Annotated in this window: 20 protein-coding genes; 11 read left to right on the top strand and 9 right to left on the bottom strand. The window is 67.5% G+C overall.

Annotation, left to right across the window (positions count from 1 at the left end):
• Positions 1 to 39 precede the first annotated feature (39 nt).
• Together F7O44_RS16675 and F7O44_RS16670 are read left to right on the top strand one after the other, a co-directional pair.
• Positions 40 to 894 carry an NAD(P)-dependent oxidoreductase gene (locus F7O44_RS16675; RefSeq protein ID WP_162451388.1) on the top strand — a complete coding sequence of 285 codons (855 nt, stop codon included), beginning with the start codon at positions 40 to 42 and terminating at the stop codon, positions 892 to 894.
• The gene (locus tag F7O44_RS16670; protein ID WP_162451387.1) at positions 891 to 2,450 is read left to right on the top strand and encodes an aldehyde dehydrogenase family protein; all 1,560 of its coding nucleotides are present in this window, start codon (positions 891 to 893) and stop codon (positions 2,448 to 2,450) included. Before F7O44_RS16675 ends, F7O44_RS16670 begins: the two co-directional genes overlap by 4 nt.
• A gap of 28 nt (positions 2,451 to 2,478) precedes the next feature.
• Here F7O44_RS16670 and F7O44_RS31185 read toward each other — a convergent pair whose 3' ends face one another.
• Positions 2,479 to 3,279: a CPBP family intramembrane glutamic endopeptidase gene (locus F7O44_RS31185; protein WP_343073889.1), complete on the bottom strand. Its 801-nt coding sequence runs from the start codon at positions 3,277 to 3,279 to the stop codon at positions 2,479 to 2,481.
• A gap of 151 nt (positions 3,280 to 3,430) precedes the next feature.
• On the opposite strand from F7O44_RS31185, the gene F7O44_RS16660 reads away from it, so the two are divergent.
• Complete coding sequence (locus tag F7O44_RS16660; RefSeq protein WP_162451386.1) at positions 3,431 to 3,865, top strand: NUDIX hydrolase; 435 nt, start codon at positions 3,431 to 3,433, stop codon at positions 3,863 to 3,865.
• Positions 3,866 to 4,080: 215 nt separating this feature from the next.
• On the opposite strand, the gene F7O44_RS16655 is transcribed toward F7O44_RS16660, so the two are convergent.
• Positions 4,081 to 5,307 (bottom strand): GNAT family N-acetyltransferase, encoded by a 1,227-nt coding sequence (locus F7O44_RS16655; RefSeq protein WP_162451385.1) that lies wholly within the window; start codon positions 5,305 to 5,307, stop codon positions 4,081 to 4,083.
• A gap of 284 nt (positions 5,308 to 5,591) precedes the next feature.
• On the opposite strand from F7O44_RS16655, the gene fdhA reads away from it, so the two are divergent.
• Both fdhA and F7O44_RS16645 read left to right on the top strand, forming a co-directional pair.
• Positions 5,592 to 6,806: a formaldehyde dehydrogenase, glutathione-independent gene (gene fdhA / locus F7O44_RS16650; protein WP_162451384.1), complete on the top strand. Its 1,215-nt coding sequence runs from the start codon at positions 5,592 to 5,594 to the stop codon at positions 6,804 to 6,806.
• Positions 6,807 to 7,117: 311 nt separating this feature from the next.
• Positions 7,118 to 7,318 (top strand): hypothetical protein, encoded by a 201-nt coding sequence (locus F7O44_RS16645; RefSeq protein ID WP_162451383.1) that lies wholly within the window; start codon positions 7,118 to 7,120, stop codon positions 7,316 to 7,318.
• Positions 7,319 to 7,378: 60 nt separating this feature from the next.
• Here F7O44_RS16645 and F7O44_RS16640 read toward each other — a convergent pair whose 3' ends face one another.
• From F7O44_RS16640 to F7O44_RS16610, 7 genes are all read right to left on the bottom strand, one after another.
• On the bottom strand, positions 7,379 to 8,134 hold the full coding sequence (locus tag F7O44_RS16640) for an MOSC domain-containing protein (protein ID WP_162451382.1): 756 nt from the start codon (positions 8,132 to 8,134) through the stop codon (positions 7,379 to 7,381).
• A 46-nt stretch (positions 8,135 to 8,180) separates the two neighbouring features.
• Positions 8,181 to 8,780 carry a CbiQ family ECF transporter T component gene (locus F7O44_RS16635; protein ID WP_162451381.1) on the bottom strand — a complete coding sequence of 200 codons (600 nt, stop codon included), beginning with the start codon at positions 8,778 to 8,780 and terminating at the stop codon, positions 8,181 to 8,183.
• The gene (locus F7O44_RS16630; RefSeq protein WP_222851429.1) at positions 8,774 to 9,970 is read right to left on the bottom strand and encodes a thiolase family protein; all 1,197 of its coding nucleotides are present in this window, start codon (positions 9,968 to 9,970) and stop codon (positions 8,774 to 8,776) included. Before F7O44_RS16630 ends, F7O44_RS16635 begins: the two co-directional genes overlap by 7 nt.
• 5 nt (positions 9,971 to 9,975) lie before the next feature.
• The gene (locus tag F7O44_RS16625; RefSeq protein ID WP_162451380.1) at positions 9,976 to 11,406 is read right to left on the bottom strand and encodes an AMP-binding protein; all 1,431 of its coding nucleotides are present in this window, start codon (positions 11,404 to 11,406) and stop codon (positions 9,976 to 9,978) included.
• Positions 11,397 to 12,023, bottom strand: coding sequence for a biotin transporter BioY (locus F7O44_RS16620; RefSeq protein WP_162451379.1), 627 nt, complete (start codon positions 12,021 to 12,023; stop codon positions 11,397 to 11,399). Before F7O44_RS16620 ends, F7O44_RS16625 begins: the two co-directional genes overlap by 10 nt.
• Before the next feature lie 295 nt (positions 12,024 to 12,318).
• Positions 12,319 to 14,217: a S9 family peptidase gene (locus tag F7O44_RS16615; protein WP_162451378.1), complete on the bottom strand. Its 1,899-nt coding sequence runs from the start codon at positions 14,215 to 14,217 to the stop codon at positions 12,319 to 12,321.
• Between the two features lie 102 nt (positions 14,218 to 14,319).
• Positions 14,320 to 15,852, bottom strand: a complete 1,533-nt coding sequence (locus tag F7O44_RS16610) for an MFS transporter (protein WP_162451377.1) — start codon at positions 15,850 to 15,852, stop codon at positions 14,320 to 14,322.
• A gap of 197 nt (positions 15,853 to 16,049) precedes the next feature.
• On the opposite strand from F7O44_RS16610, the gene F7O44_RS16605 reads away from it, so the two are divergent.
• The 6 genes from F7O44_RS16605 to F7O44_RS16580 all read left to right on the top strand — a co-directional run bounded on the left by F7O44_RS16605 (position 16,050) and on the right by F7O44_RS16580 (position 22,241).
• On the top strand, positions 16,050 to 16,571 hold the full coding sequence (locus F7O44_RS16605; protein WP_162451376.1) for a methylated-DNA--[protein]-cysteine S-methyltransferase: 522 nt from the start codon (positions 16,050 to 16,052) through the stop codon (positions 16,569 to 16,571).
• Between the two features lie 306 nt (positions 16,572 to 16,877).
• Entirely contained in the window at positions 16,878 to 17,927 is a 1,050-nt protein-coding gene (locus tag F7O44_RS16600; RefSeq protein WP_222851428.1) for an ABC transporter substrate-binding protein, read from the top strand.
• 67 nt (positions 17,928 to 17,994) lie between these two features.
• Complete coding sequence (locus F7O44_RS16595; RefSeq protein WP_162451375.1) at positions 17,995 to 19,059, top strand: iron-siderophore ABC transporter substrate-binding protein; 1,065 nt, start codon at positions 17,995 to 17,997, stop codon at positions 19,057 to 19,059.
• Positions 19,060 to 19,276: 217 nt separating this feature from the next.
• Entirely contained in the window at positions 19,277 to 20,245 is a 969-nt protein-coding gene (locus F7O44_RS16590) for a FecCD family ABC transporter permease (RefSeq protein WP_162451374.1), read from the top strand.
• Positions 20,245 to 21,411 carry a FecCD family ABC transporter permease gene (locus F7O44_RS16585; protein ID WP_162451373.1) on the top strand — a complete coding sequence of 389 codons (1,167 nt, stop codon included), beginning with the start codon at positions 20,245 to 20,247 and terminating at the stop codon, positions 21,409 to 21,411. The genes F7O44_RS16590 and F7O44_RS16585 overlap by 1 nt, the downstream gene beginning before the upstream one ends.
• Positions 21,408 to 22,241: an ABC transporter ATP-binding protein gene (locus tag F7O44_RS16580; RefSeq protein ID WP_162451372.1), complete on the top strand. Its 834-nt coding sequence runs from the start codon at positions 21,408 to 21,410 to the stop codon at positions 22,239 to 22,241. The genes F7O44_RS16585 and F7O44_RS16580 overlap by 4 nt, the downstream gene beginning before the upstream one ends.
• The last annotated feature ends 26 nt before the right edge of the window (positions 22,242 to 22,267 follow it).

Below are 22,267 nucleotides of genomic sequence, written 5' to 3'. Positions count from 1 at the left end.
CTTCACCAACGGAACTCACTCGCAAGGAGCATCATCGTCATGCAAGGCACGGTAGCCGTGTTCGGCCTCGGCACCATGGGCGCCGGGATCGCGCACACCCTGACTCGAGCGGGATGGAATGTCGTCGGCGTCGATCCGTCGCCCGACGCGGCAACTCGGGTGGGCAGCGAGCTACCGGTCGTCGACACCGCCACGGCGGTCCGCGAAGCCCAGGTGCTCGTGCTCTCGCTCCCGGGAACCCCTCAAGTCGAGCAGGTGTTGACCGGTCCCGCCGGCCTCGTGGCCGCCGGGGTCGGTCACCGGCTGGTCATCGACACGTCTACCAGTAACCCTCTGTCCACCCGTGCCCTCGCCGCGACGCTGGCCGACCACGGACACAGCCTGATCGACGCACCGGTCAGCGGCGGCGGGTCGGGAGCCCGCGAAGGATCCCTGACCGTCTTTCTCGGTGGTGCCGACGACGCCGTCGCTGAAGCCAAGCCGGTGCTGGACACCATTGCCCGGCGAGTGGCCCACGTCGGCGGCCCCGGAGCCGGAAACGTCGCCAAACTGATCAACAACCTGTTGTGCGCCACACACCTGCAGATCGCGGGCGAGGCGCTCCGGCTCGCGAACGCCGCCGGCCTCGACCCGGAGCGGTTGCTGAATGCGGTGAACGGAGCATCCGGGCGAAGCGCCGTCACCGAGATCAACTTGCCCCGCTGGGTACTTCCGGAGACCTTCGACTCCGGCTTCACGCTCGGGCTGATGGCACGCGATGTGGCTCTGGCCACCAGTACGGCCCACGCAATCGGCGCCGACGTCCCGCTGGCCAATGCCGTCACCCGAGCCTGGCAAGACACCCGTGACCACCTCGGAGCGGGAGAAGACTTCAACCGGATGGCCCAATCATGACCGTCGATTCGCCCGCTCTCGTCCGCGAGCTCTGGGAGGGCTGGTTCGGCCGCGGAGCCCCAATCGCGAGTTTCGTCGGCGACGGTTTGCTCAACGGTGCCGGGGAGGTTATCGGCCTCGAAGACCCCGCCACGGGGCAACCGCTGCTCTCCTATGCCGACGGCGGGGAATCCGCCGCTGTCGACGCGGTGCACGCATGTATCGACGGCGCCCGTGCCTGGCAACGGCTCACCGCGTCAGAACGCGGACGCCTGTTGTGGGGGCTGGGCCAGCAGGTCCGCACGGCCACTGGACCGCTCTCGCAGCTCGAGTCCGTCGTCGCCGGCAAACCACTACGCGACGCCGCCGCCGAAGTGTCCAAGGTCGCGGAGATGTTCGAGTACTACGGCGGCTGGGCGGACAAACAGCATGGTGAAGTCATCCCGGTGCCGACGTCGCACTTGAACTACACCATGCGTGCTCCATACGGGGTGGTCGCGGCGGTCACCCCGTGGAACGCGCCGATCTTCACCGCGGGCTGGCAGCTGGCGCCCGCGCTGGCGGCCGGCAACGCGATGGTGCTCAAGCCGTCCGAGCTCACCCCGCTCACGTCCGTTGTCCTGGCGAAGCTGGCGCTCGACGCCGGCCTGCCGCCGGGCACCATCAGCGTCCTGGCCGGCCTCGGCCACACCGCGGGCAGCGCCCTCGTCGGCCATACCGACGTCGCGAAGGTGGTGTTCGTCGGCTCCCCGGAGACCGGCCGGCGTATCGCCACTCAGGCCGCAGACCGGCTCACGCCGTGTGTGCTGGAACTCGGCGGCAAATCAGCGAACATCGTCTTCGCCGACGCCGATCTCGACCGGGCCGTAGGTGGAGCCGCCGCGGCGATCTTCTCCGGCGCCGGGCAAAGCTGTGTGGCTGGCTCGAGGCTCCTGGTCCAGCGCAGCGTCTTCGACGACGTGGTCACCCGGTTGGCCGCTCTCGCCCGCGGCATCACGCTCGGGCATCCCCTGGCCGACACGACTCAGGTTGGACCACTACAGAACCGGGCCCAGGCGGGGCGCGTCAGCGAACTCGTGAACGCCGCGCTCGGCGCTGACGCCGATGTCGTGGCCGGGGGGACGGCCGGTCATCACGACGCTGCGTTGCGCGGCGGCTTCTACTTCGCCCCCACGGTGCTGGGTGGCACCAACCAGATGCGCATCGCCCGCGAAGAGGTGTTCGGGCCAGTGGTGATCGCCATCCCGTTCGAGGACGAGGACGAGGCCGTGGCCGTCGCCAACGATTCGGATTTCGGGCTCGCAGGAGCGGTGTGGACCGGCGACGTCGGACGAGCCCACCGCGTTGCCGCCGCTCTGCAGGCGGGCACCGTGTGGATCAACAGCTACAAGACCATCAGCGTGATGTCACCGTTCGGCGGGTTCAAAGACAGCGGCTATGGCCGCTCCAGCGGCCTCGACGGCCTCCTGGAATACAGCCGGGCGAAGTCGGTCTGGACCGAGACGGCTATCGATGCGCCGTTGCCGTTCGGCTACGCGACGGCGGATGACCGAACCTCACCGCACGGCATGTCGTGATCTGCTGTCAGTTACCGCCAGCGCGTCGTCAGGGGAGATCGAGAGTGTCTCTGAACAGGAAGTAGCCGACGAAGGACACGATGTCGAGGATCGTATGGGCGATCACCAGAGGCATCACTCTTCCGGTCCGGTGGTACCACCACGCGAACACCGCGCCCATCGCCATGTTGCCCAACGCCATCCCGTAGCCCTGATACAGATGGTAAGAACCGCGGAGCACCGAACTGGCCGCGATGGCGGCGTAGACGTGCCAGCCGAGCTGCCGGAGCCGTGTCATCAGGTAACCAACGGCGATGACCTCCTCGAGAAGCGCATTCATCAGCGCCCTGAGGATCAATATGGGCACCGACCACCAGTAATCCTGCAACCCACTGGCGGAGATGGAAACGTTCCAGTCAAAGGCGACACCCACCGCGTATACGCCCAGGCCGGGTACGCCGATGATCACCGCCAGCCCGGCGCCGATGGCCAGATCACGCCAAGGTCGGCTGAAGTCCAGCCCGATCCGGCGCAGCACCGACTGCCCCGGCGTAGAGAGGAGGAAGAGCGCCAGGGCCACCGGTATTAATGCGAAGCCAATGTTGAGCAGCTGAAACGTCAGATCGAAGTACTCACGCTCACTCCGTGAGCGGTTCATCGTCACACGCTGTTCCGACAGCCGCTCTTCTCGGGTCAACCGCTCGATGAGCCGCACCAGCGCGTACACGCCGGACTGCCCGAGCGAAAGACCAAGGACGATCCATACTTCGACACCGAGCCGGCGCCGGGACCTGCCGTCCGGCTGGGTCTGAACCGGCACGCCGGATTCCGGACCAGTCGCTGGTGTCACCACCCTTTGAGGGTATCCAGCTGATGCCGTGCGGGTGGCAACCAGCCCGCACGATGATCACTGCCAGCGCGAAGCGCGAGGCGTGCCCGGGTTCCGGTCGGGAACAACGCTTCGTCGTGATGGATGATGTGGACGTGGCGAGGCAGGCGAGATGAGCAGACCGAAAGACGATCCCGTACGTGCGGCAGGCGGCGTCGTCTGGCGATCCAAGGGTGCCGATGTCGAGATCATCGTCGTCCATCGGCCCAAGTACGACGACTGGTCGCTCCCCAAGGGCAAACTCGACCCTGGTGAAACGTGGGAAGAAGCGGCTGCGCGGGAAGTGCGCGAAGAGACCGGCCTGGAGGTCGAGCTCGGCCCGTTCGTCGATCAAGTCGAGTACGTCGAACACGGCTCCAAAGCGGACCGTTTCCGCCGCCCCAAGGTGGTGCGATTCTGGGCGATGCGGGCCGTCGGCGGCACTTTCACCCCGCACCGCGAAGTGGACGCGGTGCGCTGGCTGTCTCCACACGACGCGATCCAATTGCTGACGCACGAGCTTGACCACGGCACCGTCCAGCGCTTCCTCACCCTGCCCCTCCAATGATCATGAATGACAAGTGGCTGTTCACGGATTCGTGGCTGTTTCACGGGTTGGTGTGGGTGAGGTGGAGGGCGGTTGTGGCCGCGAATGCCGTGAAACCGTCGCGAGGGCTCTGGCGGGGACACTTCAATACCGCCAGGTGGGTCTAGCGGCCTTGTCTGCCGTTCTGCGCCACCTGGCCGTATTGAAGTCGGCCAAAAGACCGCGGGGCGGCCGGGCTAGAAGACTTCGATCGGCGCGGGTTGCCGATGCCAGCCGAATGCTGTCGACGCCGCGTAGAGCGCCCCGCGCTGATGTTCCGTGACGAGCCCGGCCGCCGCCAGTGAGGCAAGCGAGGTACCACCCAGATAGGCCGCTCCGAGTTCACCGACATCCAGTGTCAGGTCCGGCATAATGTCGGTCGACGAGCATTTCGCCGACGACATGTCGCCCACCAGGTGCCAGCGCCCAGCGTTCTCAGGCAGCCGCGCGTCGGTGATTTCCAGCACGGCATCGATCGGCGCGGCGTAACGCCGGGTGGAAAGCGCGGCCGCCACGTCGACGACGCGCACCCACAAGCCAGGCCGGACGCCTGTGGCCAGCGGTTTGGCATTGTCGACGAGAAATGCCAGCGGCTCGTCCGTGGTGGCGAACCGGTAAGTAACCGTGCGGGTGAGGTCGATGTTCATCAGAAAACGCCACAAGGCGGCGTAGGCCTCGGTGTTCTCCGCGACAACCTCGCTCACCCCGACCTCTCCGTCCGGTCCGGAGGTGCTCCACTGGCTCTTGGCGCGCCACCACGCATAGCCAAGCGTCTCGCCGTCCTCCTCGTAGACGACGCCGCGCAGCGCGGACATCCCGCGGCGGCGTGTCTCGGGGTCGGCGGTCAGGTACTCCCACCACCGGTCTCGCCGATCGGAGACACCGGGTGTGCGCCGCCGGAATCGATCGAACACCTCGGCGACCTGACGATGCGCCTCGGCCGGCGTCACGGCCCGCAACCGGCCCGGAGGAGTCGAGCCTGGCAAGGTGGTCTCCGACGTAGGGATCCGGTAGTCCACGTGCCACGATGCGATGCCGTAGCCGTACCGCCCATAGATGGCCCCCTCGCTGGCCCACAGCGCAGCGATCGGCTCGGTACCGCGCTCACGAACCGCCCGCAGCTGGACGTCCATCAACCGGCTCAGCAAACCTCGACGGCGATGGGTGGGTGCCACGACGACGCCGGTGACATGCGCCGCGGGGGTCACCGCACCGGGCACGCTCAGATCACGTGAGAGCACGCCGGCCGTGGCGACCTGTTCGGAGCCATCGACAACGATGTGGGTACGGTCCAGTTCATCCACCATCTGGTGGCGGCGAAAGCTCGCTTCCTCGTAGTCGTCGAGAAACGTGCTTGCCAGCAGCCGGCCGCGGGCCTCGGCGTCGGCGGCGGTCGCTGTACGTAGCTCAAGATCTGCGCTCATTCCACTTGTCTAGCCGATGGCACCCGCCAGAGCCAGTCGTTAGTGCCGCGCGGCGGTGTGAATCAAAACGCACATCACCATAGATTTCTCGGCCGGGCAGGTCCAGACTCGTGGGTACAGGCATTCCAAGCACCTCTCCGTTACCCGGGCAGGAGGGGGTGGTGCCCGCCGACCATGCATGCGTACCCAGCACGGCCGGGTTCACGTTGTCCGTGCTCTCGGCCGTCCCGCGGGCTCCCAGCGAGCCGCCGGCACCCATCAGCTTGACCGGAAGGAGACCAGTCGTGCCTGGAAACAGAGCTGTCATCTACCGGGGGCCGGGCCACGTCGAGGTTGAAGAGATCGACTACCCGACCTTTGAACTCCAAGACGGACCGGGTGTCAACCCGGACAACGTCGGGCGCCAGCTACCCCATGGCGCCGTCCTCAAAGTCATAGCTACCAACATCTGTGGCAGTGACCAGCACATGGTCCGCGGCCGCACCACCGCCCCTGAAGGGCTCGCGCTCGGCCACGAGATCACCGGCGAGGTGATCGAAACCGGCCGCGACGTCGAGTTCATCAAGACCGGTGACCTCGTCTCGGTACCGTTCAACATCGCCTGCGGGCGTTGTCGCAACTGCAAGGAACGCAAGACCGGCATCTGTCTGAACGTCAACCCCGACCGCCCGGGTTCTGCCTATGGCTACGTGGACATGGGCGGCTGGGTCGGTGGCCAGGCAGAGTACGTCATGGTCCCGTATGCCGACTGGAATCTGCTGAAGTTCCCGGATCGGGACCGTGCGATGGAGAAGATCGTCGACCTGGCGATGCTCTCCGACATCTTCCCCACCGGCTTCCACGGCGCGGTCACCGCGGGCGTAGGGCCCGGATCGACCGTGTACATCGCCGGCGCCGGACCGGTAGGCCTAGCGGCGGCTACGTCGTCGTTCCTCCTCGGCGCGGCCGTGGTCATCGTCGCCGACCTGCAAGAAGAGCGCCTGACACAGGCACGCAGCTTCGGCTGCGAGACGATCGACGTCTCCCGAGGCGAACCAGCCGACCAGATCGAGCAAATCCTGGGCACCCGGGAAGTCGACTGCGCCGTCGACGCAGTGGGCTTCGAGGCCCGTGGACACGGCGAGCAGGCCGAAACCGAACGACCGGCCACCGTTCTCAACACCGTCATGGACGTCACTCGCGCGGGTGGAGCCGTCGGAATTCCCGGACTTTACGTCACAGGCGACCCCGGGGCCGCTGACGATGCCGCCAAGCACGGGTCCCTGTCCCTGCAGATCGGTCTGGGCTGGGCGAAGTCGCTGGCCTTCACCACCGGGCAGTGCCCGGTCATGAAGTACAACCGGCAGCTGATGATGGCCATCCTGCATGACCGGGTGAACATCGCGCGCAATGTGAACGCGACCGTCCTCCCGCTCGATCAGGCAGCACAGGGCTACGCGGAGTTCGACCGCGGAGCGGCGCAGAAGTACGTGCTCGATCCGCACGGCTCCATCGCCTAGGCGGGCCCTGCCCGGCCGGGCGTATCAACCATGTGGTCTTCGCCGGGCCGGCGACATCTCGGGAGGACCTCCCGGGGCCGGAACACCAGAGCAGGGCACCCGATGCGGTTCCGTTTCGGGTGCCCTGCTCAGCGTGCCGTAGGCGCTGAGGTGGTCTTGTCGTCGCGCGGGTGACGCCGGGGATGTCGCTTCGCGGCTCGCCCGCCGAATGGGGGGCGGTGGCGTTTGGCGGCAATGTCCGGTCATAATGTGAAAGTCAGAAGCAATATTCACGGGACAATGGGGTCGCGCCGCATGATCAGGTGATGCACATGAGCGACGACCGCCGTCTCGATCTCGAGTTCGCCTACACGAGCTTCCGCGATTCGTGCCGAGACCTTTATTCACCGAGCTACCGCTGCCGGCGTCCGATCGGGCACGAGGGAGCGCATGCCGCCGGGTTCGGCGACCAACGGGTGCGCTGGTCACACCACTCGCACCACCCACTCGACGCTCCGGTCCCAGCACATTGAGCTCCTGAACACCGAGTTCCTGAACACTGAGCCTGCGGCGCCGGAGAGCGGAGCGCAGGTTCAGCCCAGGAGCCGCACCGGGTCGGCCAGCGCGACGCGGGCCAGCTGTTCGACTTCGCCCGAGACACCGAAGACGATCTCGTTGCCGTCGCGTCTGTCGGCCGCCAGAGCGCGCAGAACGGCGACATCATGTCCACCCGCCGCGGGACGCCGGTCGACCACCGCACATCGTGGCAGCCGCTCTTCCACAGTGACGACGGCGGCACCGATCCGCAGCCTCGATCCCACCCAGGTGTCTTCGACGAATGCCGGTGCCTCGCCGGTGTCGACCACGATGGTGGGCCGGAACCGCGCGCCGTCGTCGTGGCCGCACCCGGTTCGCCGGGCCACTTCGGCCAGTGATGAGGTCGTCACCAGGGACACTGAGCCCGCCCATATCGCACGTTCCGGACCCGCCACCCGGCAGAGCAGTACCGGCCGTCCGAAGTGCCGGCTCAGCAGCCCGGCCCAGGGCCCCTCGATCACATTCAGCTTCAGTTCCCGGTCCCAATACTGTCCGGCGATCAGCGCGCCCTCTGACACCTCGCCACTCGCGTCCCCGCCCGGTGCCCGAATGGTCAGCACTGGTGGTGTCCAGACCGCCTCGCACGCCATCGCGATGTCGTTCTCGACGGTGCGCAAGACCCGGCCGGTGTCTGCCTCGACCACGCAGAACACCCGGTCGTGAAGCGGACCGCCGCGGGTGAGCTCCACCTCGGGCAGAGCGACGTGGGCCATGCCTTTGACTGGTGTCAGCCCGAGCCTTGCTACCTGCATCGGCCTGTTCCTCATCTCACCGGTGTGCGCCGTCGTCGGTCATGTTCTAGTCGTCCATGCCGCGCGCCTGGAGCGCCTCGCCGAGAGTGTCCGCGTAGCGCAGCACGCCGACCACCAACGGCACCGCGAAGGCGCGGATGCTGCGTTCTTGCCCTCGGGCACGCTGAGCATCGCGGACCCGCTGAGCTATCCCGGTCACGACCGGCACGCTGCGGATGAGCAACGACATCATCAGCGACACCCGGACCGGGTCCACGCCGACGCGGCGCAACGGCCCGAGCCCTCGCTCCATGGCCGCCATCAGATCAGTCGTGCGCGTCGTCAGGGTGACAAGTCCGGCCAGCGCCACCGCCAGCACGATCCGCGAAGTCAGCGAGACCGCCGTGCCGACATCGGTGATCAAGAGCTGGACGACGAGCAGCACCGCCATGAACCAACGCAACGGTCTGACCTGGACCCATGCTTCGACAGGCCGGATCCGGCCCACCGCGTACAGCACCACCACGGCCGCCAGGCCCACAACGACCCCGGGCAAGGTTCGCACCAGCAACAACGCTGTACAGCCCCCCGCCAGTGCTGCCAGCTTCGGCCCGGCGGGGATCCGGTGCAGAGGCGACGGGCGAGCCACGTAGGCGCCTGTCAGCACGGGCCTCGAACCACCTCGAACAGCGCGGCCACACCGAGGCCACCGCCCACGGCAGCGCACGCCAGGCCGAGTGTCCCTGCCGGCGCGCCGCCGAGCACCAGGCGGCTGAACAGCCGCACCACCACAACCGCGCCACTCGCGCCCCACGGATGGCCGAGCGCCAGGGCGCCGCCGTCAGCACAGACGACGTCGGCGTCACGACCAAGCGGGTCGAGACCGAGCGCATCGGTCACCGCGAGGACCTGTCCGGCGAATGCCTCGACGATTTCGACAGCGGCGACATCACCGATTTTCAACCCGGCCGCTTCCAGCACCCGCTCGGTGGCCGGAACCGGGCCCCAACCGGGCTGTCGGGGATCGCATCCGACGATAGCGCCGCTGACCAGGCGCAATCCCGCGACGCCGCTCCGGGCGCCGGAGGTGACGATCCCGACGGCGGCAGCGCCGTCACTGACCGGGCACGAATTGCCCGCGGTGACGCTTCCGCCCGGCACGAACGCCGCGGGCATTCGGGCGAGGGTCGAGGCGCGCAGGGAGCGCGGACGCTCGTCGTGGTGCAAACCGCCGACAGCGACCAGCTCCGCCTCGAAGCGGCCGGCATCCCGTGCTGCCAGCGCTTTCGCGTGGCTGGCGGCGGCATAGGCGTCTTGACGCCGCCGGCTGACACCTCGCGCCGTGGCCAGTGTTTCGGCCGCGACACCCATGTCCGGGTCACCGAACTCCGGCGGGGTGAACGGCGCCCGTTCGTACACCACGTCCGGTTCGGCGCCCGAGCCGCGGTGCGCCCGCAGTGGCGCGGTCGACGCGCTTTCGGCGCCACCGGCCAGCACAAGGTCCGCGTCCCCTGCCCGCACGGACTGTGCTGCCTGCAGGATTGCCGCCAGGCCGCTCCCGCATTGCCGATCCACCGTGACGCCCGGCACGCTGACTCCCAGTCCCGCTGACAACGCGCTGACCCGAGCCACGTTGCCGCCAGGACCCATACAGTTGCCCAGGACGACATCGGCTACATCCAGCCCGGCATCCGACGATGAGACACGAGCTCCAACACCGGATTCCCGGAGCTCCTGAACGGTGGCAGCCAGGACCGGCGCGGCCAGCTGGTCGACGGTGATGCCGCTCAGGCTCCGGCCCGCCGTGCCGATCGGGGTGCGGCGGGCTGCCACCACCACGGCGTCACGTCGTTGCACGGCCGTCACCTCATCAGCCGGATGCTCGTGCCGGAGTGGTCCGGCCGGCCGTCGATCAGAGCCTCGGCGATGATCGCCCGCGCCGGCTTCCCCGCCGGTGTTCGCGGCAACCGGTCCGCCTCATACCAGCGACGCGGCCGCTGCGCCGGTGTCAGCTCCCGCCGTGCCGCCGCCTCGAGGATCTTGCGCCGCACCGGCGGGCCGGCGGTCTCGATCACCGCCGTGACAACTGAACCGAGCCAGTGATGTGGCGTGCCCACCACAACGACGTCTCGCACCCCGGGGACCCCGCCGAGAACAGCTTCCACATCCTCCGGCACCACCGTGGCTCCACCAGTGACCACCGCGCCGTCTCCACGGCCTCTGAGCCTCAGCGCACGCGTACCGGACGAATCAGCCTCGGCCAGGTCACCCACCGTCGCCCAGCCGTCGTCATCACGCCGGAATGGCCCGGTTGCTCCCGCCAGATAGCCTTCGGCCAGCCATGGCGACCGGACCCAGACCTCACCCAGGCCCGAGCTGCCGGGCACCTGGCGCACGTCGATCTCGACATTGTCGAAAGGCCGAAGCCCCAAGCCATCGGCGTCCACGGCGACGAAGGACAACTCCACCGCGCCGTAGTACTCGACGACGTCCAGACCAGCCGCGCCAGCCCGCTCACGCAGTCCGGCCGGCAACCCGGCGCCACCGGACACGGCCATACGCAGCCGGGAAGGCCCCATCGACGCAAGCTCGCCGACAACGTGCTCGAGAAGATGAGGCACCAGGTGGACGACGTCGGAGTCTGCAAGATACGACCGCACCAGACCGGACGCCCATCGGCCGGTCACAGTGACCGACGCACCCGTGGCCAGCCCGTGTAGCGCCGCGAAGCAGTACAGCGACGACGCGAGCGGCCCCGGCACCAGCACCGTGTCTTCGCTGGTCATGCCGGTCAGCTTGTCCACAGCCGGATAGCAGCCGGTCCACGAGGCCCGAGTCCGGGCCACCGCCCGGGGCCGACCCGTGCTCCCCGAACTGAAACCGGCCCATGCGACGTCGTACGGTGCGGGTGCCCCGGCCAAGGTGGCGGATTCTGGCCCGGTGGTCACGCCCGCGTCGCCGTATGACGCGGGTGGCCAGTCACGGACATGGAGGTCGGGACCGATGGTGCCGAGCACGGCCGTTCTCTGCTCCGCGGACCAGGACGCATCACAGACCAGCGGCGTCGCCCGGATCAGATCCGCGGCCAGCACCGCGGTCAGCAGGTCAATCGGCTCGGCCAGGTCCACGGCCACCAACCGGCCGGGACGCACGCCCGCGGCCCACCACGCGCCCACGGCCGCCGAGATGTCGGCACCGAGCTGCCCGTAGGTTCGAGTACGCCCAGGAGAGCGAAGGGCCACCATGTCCGGGCTTTTCGCGGCGTGCGCGAGTACGTCTCTGGCTACCGGCACGTGGGATACCTCTCCCGCCGGGCACGCCGCACCGCCGGGGCCGCCTCTGGATAGGCCCGTTGAACGCCCAACACAACCACGGCAGCCAGTACCGACTTCGCGGCATCGCCGGGTAGGAAAGCCAGGGAGAGCTTGATGGTGGTGTCCAGGGGGACGCCCGTCACCAGCGCCTGGATCGGCACGCCGATGACCAGGATGAGCGCGGAGCCGAGGAGGCAAGCCGGCAGGACCCACATCAGTGCCGGTCGCCGCCCCCCGCGTTCGACGAGCCAGCCGACGACGAACACGGCCGCCGCCCAACCGATGAGGTAGCCGACGGAAGGCCCGGCGAAGACCCCGAGGCCACCGCGGCCACCTGCCAGCAGCGGAAGGCCGGCGGCAACAACAGCCAGGAGCAACAGGACCGACAGCAAGCCGCGCCAGGCTCCGAGGACGGCACCGGCCAGCAACACTCCGAGTGTCTGGAGTGTGATCGGGACGGCGTTGCCGAACAGGCTGAATGATCCGGGCAGGCCTAGCACGGCAATCAGGGCGGCGAACACCGCAACCCGAGCCATGTCCGCGGCGGGCAGCCGGCGCGGTCCGGACGTGCGGGCTGTTCGGTCGGGCTCGGTCATCGATGTCCTCCAGCTTGGTTCCAGCCACACCGCGGGGATTCCACTGCGGTTCCGGTCTACCGGGCTCGCCTCCGACCCACGCCGCTCGGACAAGCGTGCACCATCGTTGGGAGCACCGGCACTCCATCACACTTTCCCGGACCGGTCGCTCGCCGCGCAGTTGCGGTATTCACCAGCAAGGATCGCGGCAATTGGGACGATCCCACAAATCGTGGCCGCTCCCCACAATCGAGAACCGGCCCGTATTGGAGAACGTCGCCAAGATCGTCCGGCAAGAAGCCGCGCGGCTTCTCACTCAGAGCCAGCGTGCGAACCAGTCGCGGACCCGATCGTGGACGTCCAGGACATGCTGGCGCTCGGCGACGGCGTGCCCCTCCCGCGGATACACCACCTGCCGCACCGGACACCCGTACTGCCGGAGCGCGCGAGCGAACCCGACGGCTTGGCCCACCGGGATCCGCCGGTCTTGTTCGCCGTGGAGGATCAACAGCGGTGTCGACGCCTGGCTGGCGAACGAGATGGGTGAACGCCGCGCCCACTCATGGGGCCCCGGCCCGTCCCATGGCGTGCCGCCGCACAGCTGGCTCTCGAAGACCGGCATGTCGGTGTTCATCGTGAGCCCACCCCAGTCGCTGACTCCGGCCCCCATCACCCCCGCCTTGAAGCGGTCGGTCTGAGTAATCGCCCAGGCGGTCATGAAACCACCTTGACTCCATCCGCCGATACCCAGCCGGTCCGGATCGGCGATACCTCTCGCCACGGCAGCGTCCACCATGGACATGACGTCACCGAACTCGTCGCCTCCGACACCCGACCTGGCAGCGACCGCGAACTCGTCGCCCCGTCCCGCTCCACCGCGATAGTTCGGCTCCAATACGGCGTACCCGTGCAGGGCCAGCCATTGGGCCCAGTGCAGCGGATAGACGTGGAAACCCGTCGTACATCGCGCGTACGGTCCACCGTGAACGAGTACAACCGCCGGCAATGGCCCACCCGGGTGCCGCGGCGGGACGTGGACCAGGCCGTCGAGGCGCAAGCCGTCCGGCGCGGTCCATTCGAACGGCCGCTGCCGGCCGAGTTCGAGACCATGCCAGGAAGCCTGGTGCTCACTGATCTGCCGCAGGGACTCCGGCGAACCCGCCCACAACTCCGGTGGCTGGTCACCCCGGCTACGAACCACGGCCAGGACCGGCGCGCTGCCCGTTGGATGCGCCACCGCGAGTCCACGGATCTCCGCTCCCGGGGCGTCGTAGCCGAGCTTCTCGTCGTCGTCCCAGCGCAACCATGTGGCCATTCCTTCAGCAACAGCGACGACGGCACCATCGCCACCAGCCACCGGCTGCACCTGGACTTCGCAGACGTCGTCGCGGCGCGTCACCATACGCGGCTCACCACCATCTTCGGCGACCGACCAGGTAGCCAGGGCGGCACGACGATGCCCACTCCGGCATCCGGTCCAGAGCAGCCGACCGTCACTCAGCCACGTCAGCCAGTGTGCGTCGGGAGCGGCACACAGGCGTCGCACAGCGCCAGACCTGACATCGAGCCGGTAGATTTCCGCCTGCGCGCCGCTGTCGAGCTCGGGGGTGGGCGCTGCCACGAATCCGATGGACGTGCCGTCCGGTGACCAGGCTATGCCGGTGACGTTGCGGTCTCCGCTGGGCAGTGCGGTGACACCGCCGTCGTCGATATCGACGAGGTACAGGCGCGCATAGGGCCAGCGTTCTCCGTAAACGTCGGCGTCGTCGCGCTCCCGCTCACGGCGCTGGTCCTCCTCGTCCGGCTCATCCGGAGCGACGAAGGCGATCCGGCGACCGTCCGGAGACCACGCGAACGTCTCGATGCTCCGCTCACGACGCACCAACGGCTCCGCTTCGCCACCGTCGACGGATATACACATCACAGCATCGGTTCCCCGATCATGGCGATCGGACAAGAACGCGATCGTGCCCTCCGACGGTGACCATCGCGGATGGTGATCACGGTGTTTCCCCGCAGCGGTGAGCCGCCTGGGTGGCGTCAAGCCATCGGTTGGGGCAAGCCACACCGACCCGGTGAAATGGTCATCTGCCTTGGTCGGAGGGCCGGCCATCCATGCGACCCAGGCGCCGTCGGATGACAGCTGCGGATCGGCTGCCACCGGAAGGTCCGCGATCAGATCGCGCACCATTGTCAACTGTTCCGCGCTCACCATCGCTTCACTCTATTGGCCCCACCCTCCCGGTGATCGTCAGTGCGTTGTGGTCGCGGATTCACAACCACAACGCCCTGACGATCACCCCACGGCGACCACAAGCTACTGACGATCACCGGGTTGGGGGAGGCGGATCATCCGGATCAGCACGACGACGAACAGCAATATCGCTACCGCCCCGATCCCGGCAACCACGTTGAGCCCGTTGGTGAACGCCTCTCGTGCGCCGTCCAGCAGTTGATGTCCCAAGTCGCCCGGCACGTCAGCGGCGGCAACCACCGCGGAGGGTAAGCCGTCGTTGACGGCAGCAGCCACGTCCGCGGAAGTTCCCTCGGGCACAGCGACCTGACTCCGGTAGATCGCGGTGCCCAAGCTGCCCAGCAGCGCCACACCCATGGCGATACCGAACTCACCGCTGGTCTCGGACATCGACGCCGCCGAGCCAGCTTTCTCCGGCGGCGCGGAACCCACCACGATGTCCGTCACCAATGCGGCGCCAGGGCCCAGACCCAGCATGGCGAGGAGCAATCCGAAGAACACCAACAACGGCGTCTCGGACACTCCGGCCTGGGTCAGCACCGCCATACCGACGGCAGCAAGAACCATGCCGCCGGTGATGATCGGCCATACGCCGAACCGCTGAGCCAGCCGGGGCGCCAGCATCGTGCTGCCGATCATCCCCAGCGAGGCGGGCACCAGCCACAGGCCGGCATTGAGTGGAGACAGTCCGCTGACCAGTTGCAGGTACTGACTCACAAAGAGGAAGAGGCCACCCATGAAGAACGCCCCGATCAGCATGGTGGTCAATGCGGCGCGGAAGGCGCGGTTGCGGAACAGACGCAGGTCGAGCAGCGGGTCGGCAAGGCGCAACTGGCGGCGGACGAACACCACGCCAACGGCGCCGCCCACGGCGATAGCCACCAGTGGGATGGCGATCGCGTCAGCTTTGGCGAGTTCCTTCAGACCATAGATGACCGGCAGGATGGTGGCCAGCGAGAGCGCGACACTGCTCAGATCCAGCCGGCCCGCATTCTCGTCCCGGTATTCCGGCAGCAGTACCGGGGCCGTGGCCAGCAACAACACCATCACCGGCACGCCGAGCAAGAAGACCGAGCCCCACCAGAACCAGTGCAACATGATGCCGCCCACCACCGGTCCGAGCGCGGTGCCACCCATGAAGCAGCTGATCCACACCGCGATCGCCGTGCCGCGCTGCCGCGGGTCCTTGAACATGTTGCTGATCAACGCCAATGTGGAGGGCATCAATGTGGCACCGGCGATACCCAGGAGTGTGCGGGTGGCGATCAACATCTCGGCGCTGGTCGAGTAAGCGGCAAGCACCGATGCCACCCCGAAAGCGGTCGCGCCGATCAGCAACAGCCGGCGCCGGCCGATCCGGTCCCCTAGCGTGCCCATGGTCACCAGAAAGCCAGCCACCATGAAGCCGTAAATGTCCATGATCCACAACAGCTGGCTGCTACTCGGCTGAAGATCGGCGGCCAAGTGCGGCAAGGCCAGGTAGAGCACGCTCATGTCGATGGACAACAGGAGCGTCGGCAGGGCCAGCACCGCCAGTCCGATCCACTCCCGCCTTCCGGCACGGGTACCGGACTCGGTGAGGGTGTTGGCGTTCATCGCAGATTCCTTCCGTTCTCAGCGGCGGCGCGCCTGCGCGGCGTGCCATGAACTCTGACCCTGATCTCGGAGGAAACTCATCGGCGATCCACACTTACGCTTCCGAACTGCGCGAACTCAGGGCCAATACGACGAGTCCGCGGCCAACCGGCTGACCGGGCGGGGTGTTGTCGGTGCCGGCGCGGAGAATGCTGTGCATGGACCCACAAGACGACGCGGCGGTGACCGGCATCGACACACCGGTCGGCCGGGTCAGCGTAGCGGTGACGCACTCCGGCCTCGTCGACGTGAGCTGGGCCGAGCCGCAGGTACTTGCCGCCCGGCTGTCGCTACCGGCAGTAGTCGACGAGCTGCGTACTGACCCGGTAGCGGGCCAGCTGGCCGAGTATTTCGCCGGCACTCGCCGGCAGTTCGACCTAGCCATCGATTGGCGGCACCTATCGGGCACGCGCCGCTCCCTGCTGCAGACGCTGTACAACACCGTCCCCTACGGCGCTTCGGTCACATACGGGGAGCTGGCGGCTCGCCACGGTGAGGACGTACCGGCCCGGGCCGTGGGCGGGATCATGGGTTCCAACCCCATTCCTCTTGTCGTCCCATGTCACCGGGTAGTTGCTCACGACGGTTTGGGCGGCTACAGCGGCGGCGCCGGAGACGGCCTGGAAGTCAAGCGATGGCTCCTCACCCACGAGGGCGTCCTGCCACCCACGCTGTACTGACTGCCCGCTTCGAACCGCCCGCTTCGAACCGCCCGCTTCGAACCGCCCGCTTCGAACTGGCTGCTTTGAACCGCCGGAGTTGAATCGCCTGTGTTCAATGCCCCGGATTCAATGAGCCGCATTTCAACGGCCCGGATCGAACGTCCCCACGGAGAAGCGGCACGAGGCACCAGACACGGACCCAGGCGATAAAAGAGATTTAGGTTAGGCATGCCATACTAAGGGCGCGCTAACTTGATCGCCTGTCCGCTGCCCGCCGGTACGCAAGTACCTCGGCCAGTGTCCATCCGCTTGGGAGGAACCACCGTGTCCGGAGGCCGTACTCGCATCGCCGTCCTGACCTCAATCCTCGTCGTGCTGGGCGGCACCGGATGTACCTCCGACGACGCCTCCGGCGAGGCCGCTACCGACAACACCGCGGCAGAGACACAGGGCGCCGGCCAGCCTCAGTCCGGTTATCCGATCACTATCGAATCCACGCTGGGCACAGCGGAGATCCCGGCGGCGCCCGAACGAGTCGTCACCATAGGACAAGGCTCAGCCGACACCGCCGTGGCACTCGGCGTCGTGCCGGTGGGTGTCGAGGCCGACCCGTGGGGCGGCGACGAGGACGGATACCAGCCGTGGCTGCGGGCGACAATCGAAGCTGCCGGGGATGAGCTGCCGGTCGCCTTCGCCGGGCAGCCGGAACTCGATATCGATGCCGTCGTCGCGCTCGAACCCGATCTCATCCTCGCCCCGCAGTCCGGCATCCCCCAGGCCGACTTCGACATTCTCAACGAGCTCGCTCCCACTGTCGCGTATCCGGGTCAGGCCTGGAGCACACCATGGGACACCCAGATCGAATTGATCGGCCAGGCTCTCGACCGCGCGGACGATGCCGCGGCACTCATCGAGGACATCAACGGCGAGTTCACCCAGGCCGCAGCCGAGCACCCGGAGTTCGAGGACATCACCTTCGCCTACATCTACACCGGCGAACCCGGCTCACTCGGCGTCTTCCAGGCCGACGAGCCCCGATCGGCCTTCATCTCCGGTCTCGGACTCACCATCGACCCTGCGATCGCCGAACAACCCATGACGGAGGGCACCGCCTCGTCGGTGCTGGGCTTGGAGAATGCCGATCTCTTCGACGAGACCGACGTGGTCTTCTCCTGGTTCAACGACGAGAACCAGCAGGCCGAGATCGAAGCGCAGCCGCTGTACGCCCAGATCCCGGCCGTCGAGCGGGGTTCGTACGTAGTCAGCTACGACCGCCAGTTCGTCACGGCCACCAGCCTGCTCACCCCGCTGAGCGTCCCCTGGGTGATTGACCGCTACGCCGCATACATCGAAGAAGCCGTCAGCAAGCTCTGACACCAGAAACCTCTCGACCGACGCCGCTCGAGACCCGCCGACGACGAAAGGACACGGGGTGTCCACCATGACTGCACGCTCCCGGAGGACCACCGGATGGATCGTTGCCGCGGCTGCAGCTGCCTTCATCATGGCTGGCTGCGCTAATGCGGAAGATCCTGCCGAAGCCGATGGCGCGGCCGACACCACGGCAGGTGCGGGAGACACCGGCTCGGACAGCCCGGAACAGTTTCCCGTGAGCATCGACTCGGCGCTCGGCACCGCCGTCATCGAATCACCGCCCGAACGAGTCGTCACCATCGGCTGGGGCCCGGAGGACCTGGTGTTCGCGCTCGGTGTTGTCCCCGTCGGGGTCGAGCACGACGAGTGGTCCGGTGACGAGGACGGATACCGGCCCTGGTTCAGAGAGGCGGTCGAGGAGGCAGGGCACGAGCTGCCCGAGACGTTCATGGCCACTCCGGAGATCGACATGGACGCCATCGTGGCGCTCGAACCAGACGTGATCATCGCCCCGAACTCCGGGCTCACCCAGAGCGATTTCGATGTTCTCAACGAACTCGCTCCCACTGTCGCCTATCCCGAAAGAGCTTGGGCGACGCCGTGGGACACCCAGATCGAGCTCATCGCCGAGGCGCTCGGCAAGAGTGATCAGGCACCGGTGTTGATCGACGAGATCACCGCCTACTTCACCGAGGCCGCTGCGGCCCACCCGGAGTTCGAGGACGTCACCTTCGCCTACATCTATGCCGTGCAGCCCGGCCTGCTCCACCTCTACCAGCGCCACGATCCGCGAGTCGAGTTCCTGACCCGGCTCGGGTTGCAGGAAGTCCCGGAACTGGCCGAGATGGAGTTGAGCGAGGGCCAGTTCACCACTGACCTCGGGCTCGAACAGGCGGACCTGCTCGACGACGCCGACATCATCGTCACCTGGTTCAACGATGACGCCAACCAGGCAGAGATCGAAGCGCAGCCGCTCTATGCGCGCATCCCCGCGGTGGAGCGCGGCACCTACGTCCCCATCAACGACCACCACCTGGCTGCCGCGTCCAGCCTGATGACACCGCTCACCGTGCCATGGGTGCTGGACGACTACCTCGAGCTGATCTCCGACGCCGTGGATCAGCTGGACTGAAGCCGTGTCCACCGGAATCCCGGTCCCGCCCTCGGAGACCCGCTCGACCTCACCCGGTGAGCAAGGCACACAGGCAACGACGAGTGGCGGCCTCCCGGACCGTCCCAGGCCCTCCTGCCCACCACCGGAGCGTGAGGCACACCAGGCATCGGACGCCAACGCGTCGCATGAACAGTTGCCGTCCGACCGGCAGAACCGTCGCCGTTCAGCGTCGCGCATGTCTCTCGGGTTGGTCGTGGTGGGTGTGTTGTTCGTCGCGGCCGTCTTGCTGAGCCTGGCGGTGGGAAATAAGGATCTCTCCATCGCGGAGGTCTGGACGGCGCTAACTCAACCCGGCGGCAGCCACGCACATGTGGTCGTCGAGAGCCGGATACCGCGAACCGTGCTGGGCGTCCTGGCGGGCGCCAGCCTCGCTGTCGCGGGTGTGGTGATCCAGGGCATCACCCGCAACCCGCTGGGCGACCCCGGACTGCTCGGCGTCAACGCTGGCGCGTCGGCTGCGATCGTCACCGGTATGGCCTTCTTCGGACTGGCGACGGCTGCGGTGTGGGTGGCAATTCCGGGAGCGTTCATCGCGGTGATCGTGGTGTACATCCTCGGCTCCGGCCGACGCGGAGCCACGCCGCTGCGGCTGGTGCTGGCCGGCGCCGTCATCACGGCAGTCCTCGCCGCCTATGTCCAGGCGGTCACGCTGAGCACCCCGTCGGTATTCGACCGGCACCGCTTCTGGATCGTCGGTTCGCTGGCCGGCCGCGGGTTCGACGTCATCGGCGAGATCCTTCCGTTCGTGGTCGCCGGACTGGTGCTGGCATTCGCCCTGATACCCGGGTTGAACGTGCTGGCGCTCGGGGACGAGACCGCGCGGGCGCTGGGAGCATCGACCACCACGGTGCGGATCGGCGGCGCGGCGTCGGCGACGCTGTTGTGTGCTGCCGCCACGGCAGCTTGTGGGCCGATCGCGTTCGTCGGCTTGGCCGTGCCGCACATGGTCCGCGCCGTCACCGGCAACGATCACCGCTGGCTGGTGCCATATTGCGTCCTGCTCGGACCGGTGCTTCTGCTTGTCGCTGACGTGATCGGCCGGGTGGCATCCCGGCCCGGAGAGCTGATGGTCGGGGTGGTGACGGCGTTCATCGGCGCGCCGATCCTGATGCTCACGGTCCGCCGTTTGAAAGGCCGGATCTGATGACCGGACCACCAGCCGTCGGATCTCGCCGGGCAACCACGGCACCTCCGAACCCGGCACCTCCCACCACAGCACCTCCGGGCACGACACCTCCAAGCACGACAACTCCAAGCACGACAACTCCGAACACGTCGCCTCCGGTCCGCACGCTGCGTGTCGGGCAGATCGTCAGCGTGCCGGTCGGCGCCCGAAGCGTCGTCGTCGGATGCCTGCTGACGGCGGCGATCATGACGACGGCGGTCTTGACCCTCACTCTGGGTGATCTCGGCCTGCCGGTAGACCGGCTCCGCGACATGTTCGGCCATGGGCTGAGTCCGCAGGAAGAGTTCGTTCTGGGCCGGTTGCGCGGGCCGAGGCTAGCTGTCGCGGTCACGGCGGGTGCCGGGCTCGGCATCGCCGGCGCGCTATTTCAAACCGTGACCCGCAATCCCCTCGGCAGCCCCGACGTCATCGGACTCGCCGCCGGTGCCGGCGCCGGAGCAGCGGCGTTCGGACTCATGTGGACCGGCGTGCTGCCCCTGCCCATGGGAGCGCTGGTGGGCGCCCTCGTCGCGATGTTGCTGGTCTACCTCGGCACCGGTCACGGTTTCTCGTCACCGGCCCGAATGATCATCGTCGGGATCGGGGTGAACGCGATGGCGCTGGCGTTCATCCAGTGGATCATCACCCGAACGAGCCGTGAGCAGGCCACGGTTATCGCCGCGTACCTGAACGGCAGCACGGCTTCGCGATCGTGGGATGACGTCCGGCTGATGGCCGTCGCGCTCGTAATCTTGCTGCCACTCGCGGCCATGCTGAGCCGACGGCTGCAGGTCCTCGAAATGGGTGACGAGGTCGCCGAATCGTTGGGAGCGCGGGCCAACCTTACGCGGATCTGCACCGTCATAGTGGCGATCTGCTGCGCCACCGCTGCCGTCACTGTCGTGGGGCCGGTCGCCTTCGTCGCCCTCACAGCGCCGCAGATCGGACGACGGCTCACCCGTGCTACCGGACCGAACATCGTCGTTGCCGCGTTGACCGGAGCGCTCATCCTGGCGCTCGCGGATCTGATCGTGCAACAAGGACCACTCAACACCCAGCTCCCGGTCGGCATCCTGACGGCTGCCGTCGGAGGTGTCTACCTCGGGTATTTACTGATCAAGGAATGGAAGAGGGTGTCGGTATGAACGACGCGCCCCGCGGCCCGTCCGATGTCCCTTCGAGCGACTCGACCCTGTGCGCACGCGACGTCACGCTCGGCTACGAATCGAGTGTTGTCGCCACCGGACTCAGCTTCGACGTCCCCGCCGGGGAGTTCACCGTCATCGTCGGGCCGAACGCCTGCGGGAAGTCCACACTGCTCAAAGCGCTGGCTCGGGTGCTGCGCCCCATGGCCGGCGAGGTGTTCCTTGACGGGCGAGCGATCGGCTCGTATCGCAGCAAGGCGGTGGCGCGGCGGCTGGCGATGCTGCCCCAGAGTCCCATCGCGCCGGAATCGATCAGCGTGCAGGACCTGGTCCGGCGCGGCCGCTATCCGCACCAGAGCCTGCTGCGGCAATGGACGGCCGCCGACGTCACGGCAGTCGACGAGGCCCTGTCCATGACCGGCGTGGCGCATCTCGCCGAGCGTCAGGTGTCCGAGTTGTCCGGGGGCCAGCGGCAACGAGTCTGGATCGCGATGGTGCTGGCCCAGCAGACCGAGTTCCTGCTACTCGACGAGCCCACCACCTTCCTCGACGTCGCCCACCAGTACGAGGTGCTCGATCTCTGTGCCGGCCTGCACCGAGCGGGCCGGACCGTCGTCGCCGTGCTGCACGATCTCAATCAGGCGGCGCGCTACGCCACCCACCTCGTGTGTATGAAAGACGGCGCGATTCACGCTCAGGGCCACCCGGCCGAGATCACCACGAGCGAGCTCGTCCATGCCACGTTCGGTATGCAGTCCCGGATCATTACCGACCCCGAAAGTGGGACGCCCCTGGTCATTCCCCGATCGACCGCTGGAACACAGGCTTAGCCAGCGGCAACGGCGAACCCGCGTAG

Origin of the sequence: Phytoactinopolyspora mesophila (genome assembly GCF_010122465.1) — a bacterium.
Lineage (GTDB): Bacteria > Actinomycetota > Actinomycetes > Jiangellales > Jiangellaceae > Phytoactinopolyspora > Phytoactinopolyspora mesophila.
Note: the sequence above shows the minus strand (reverse complement) of the source record. Positions and strands in the feature narration are given on the sequence as shown.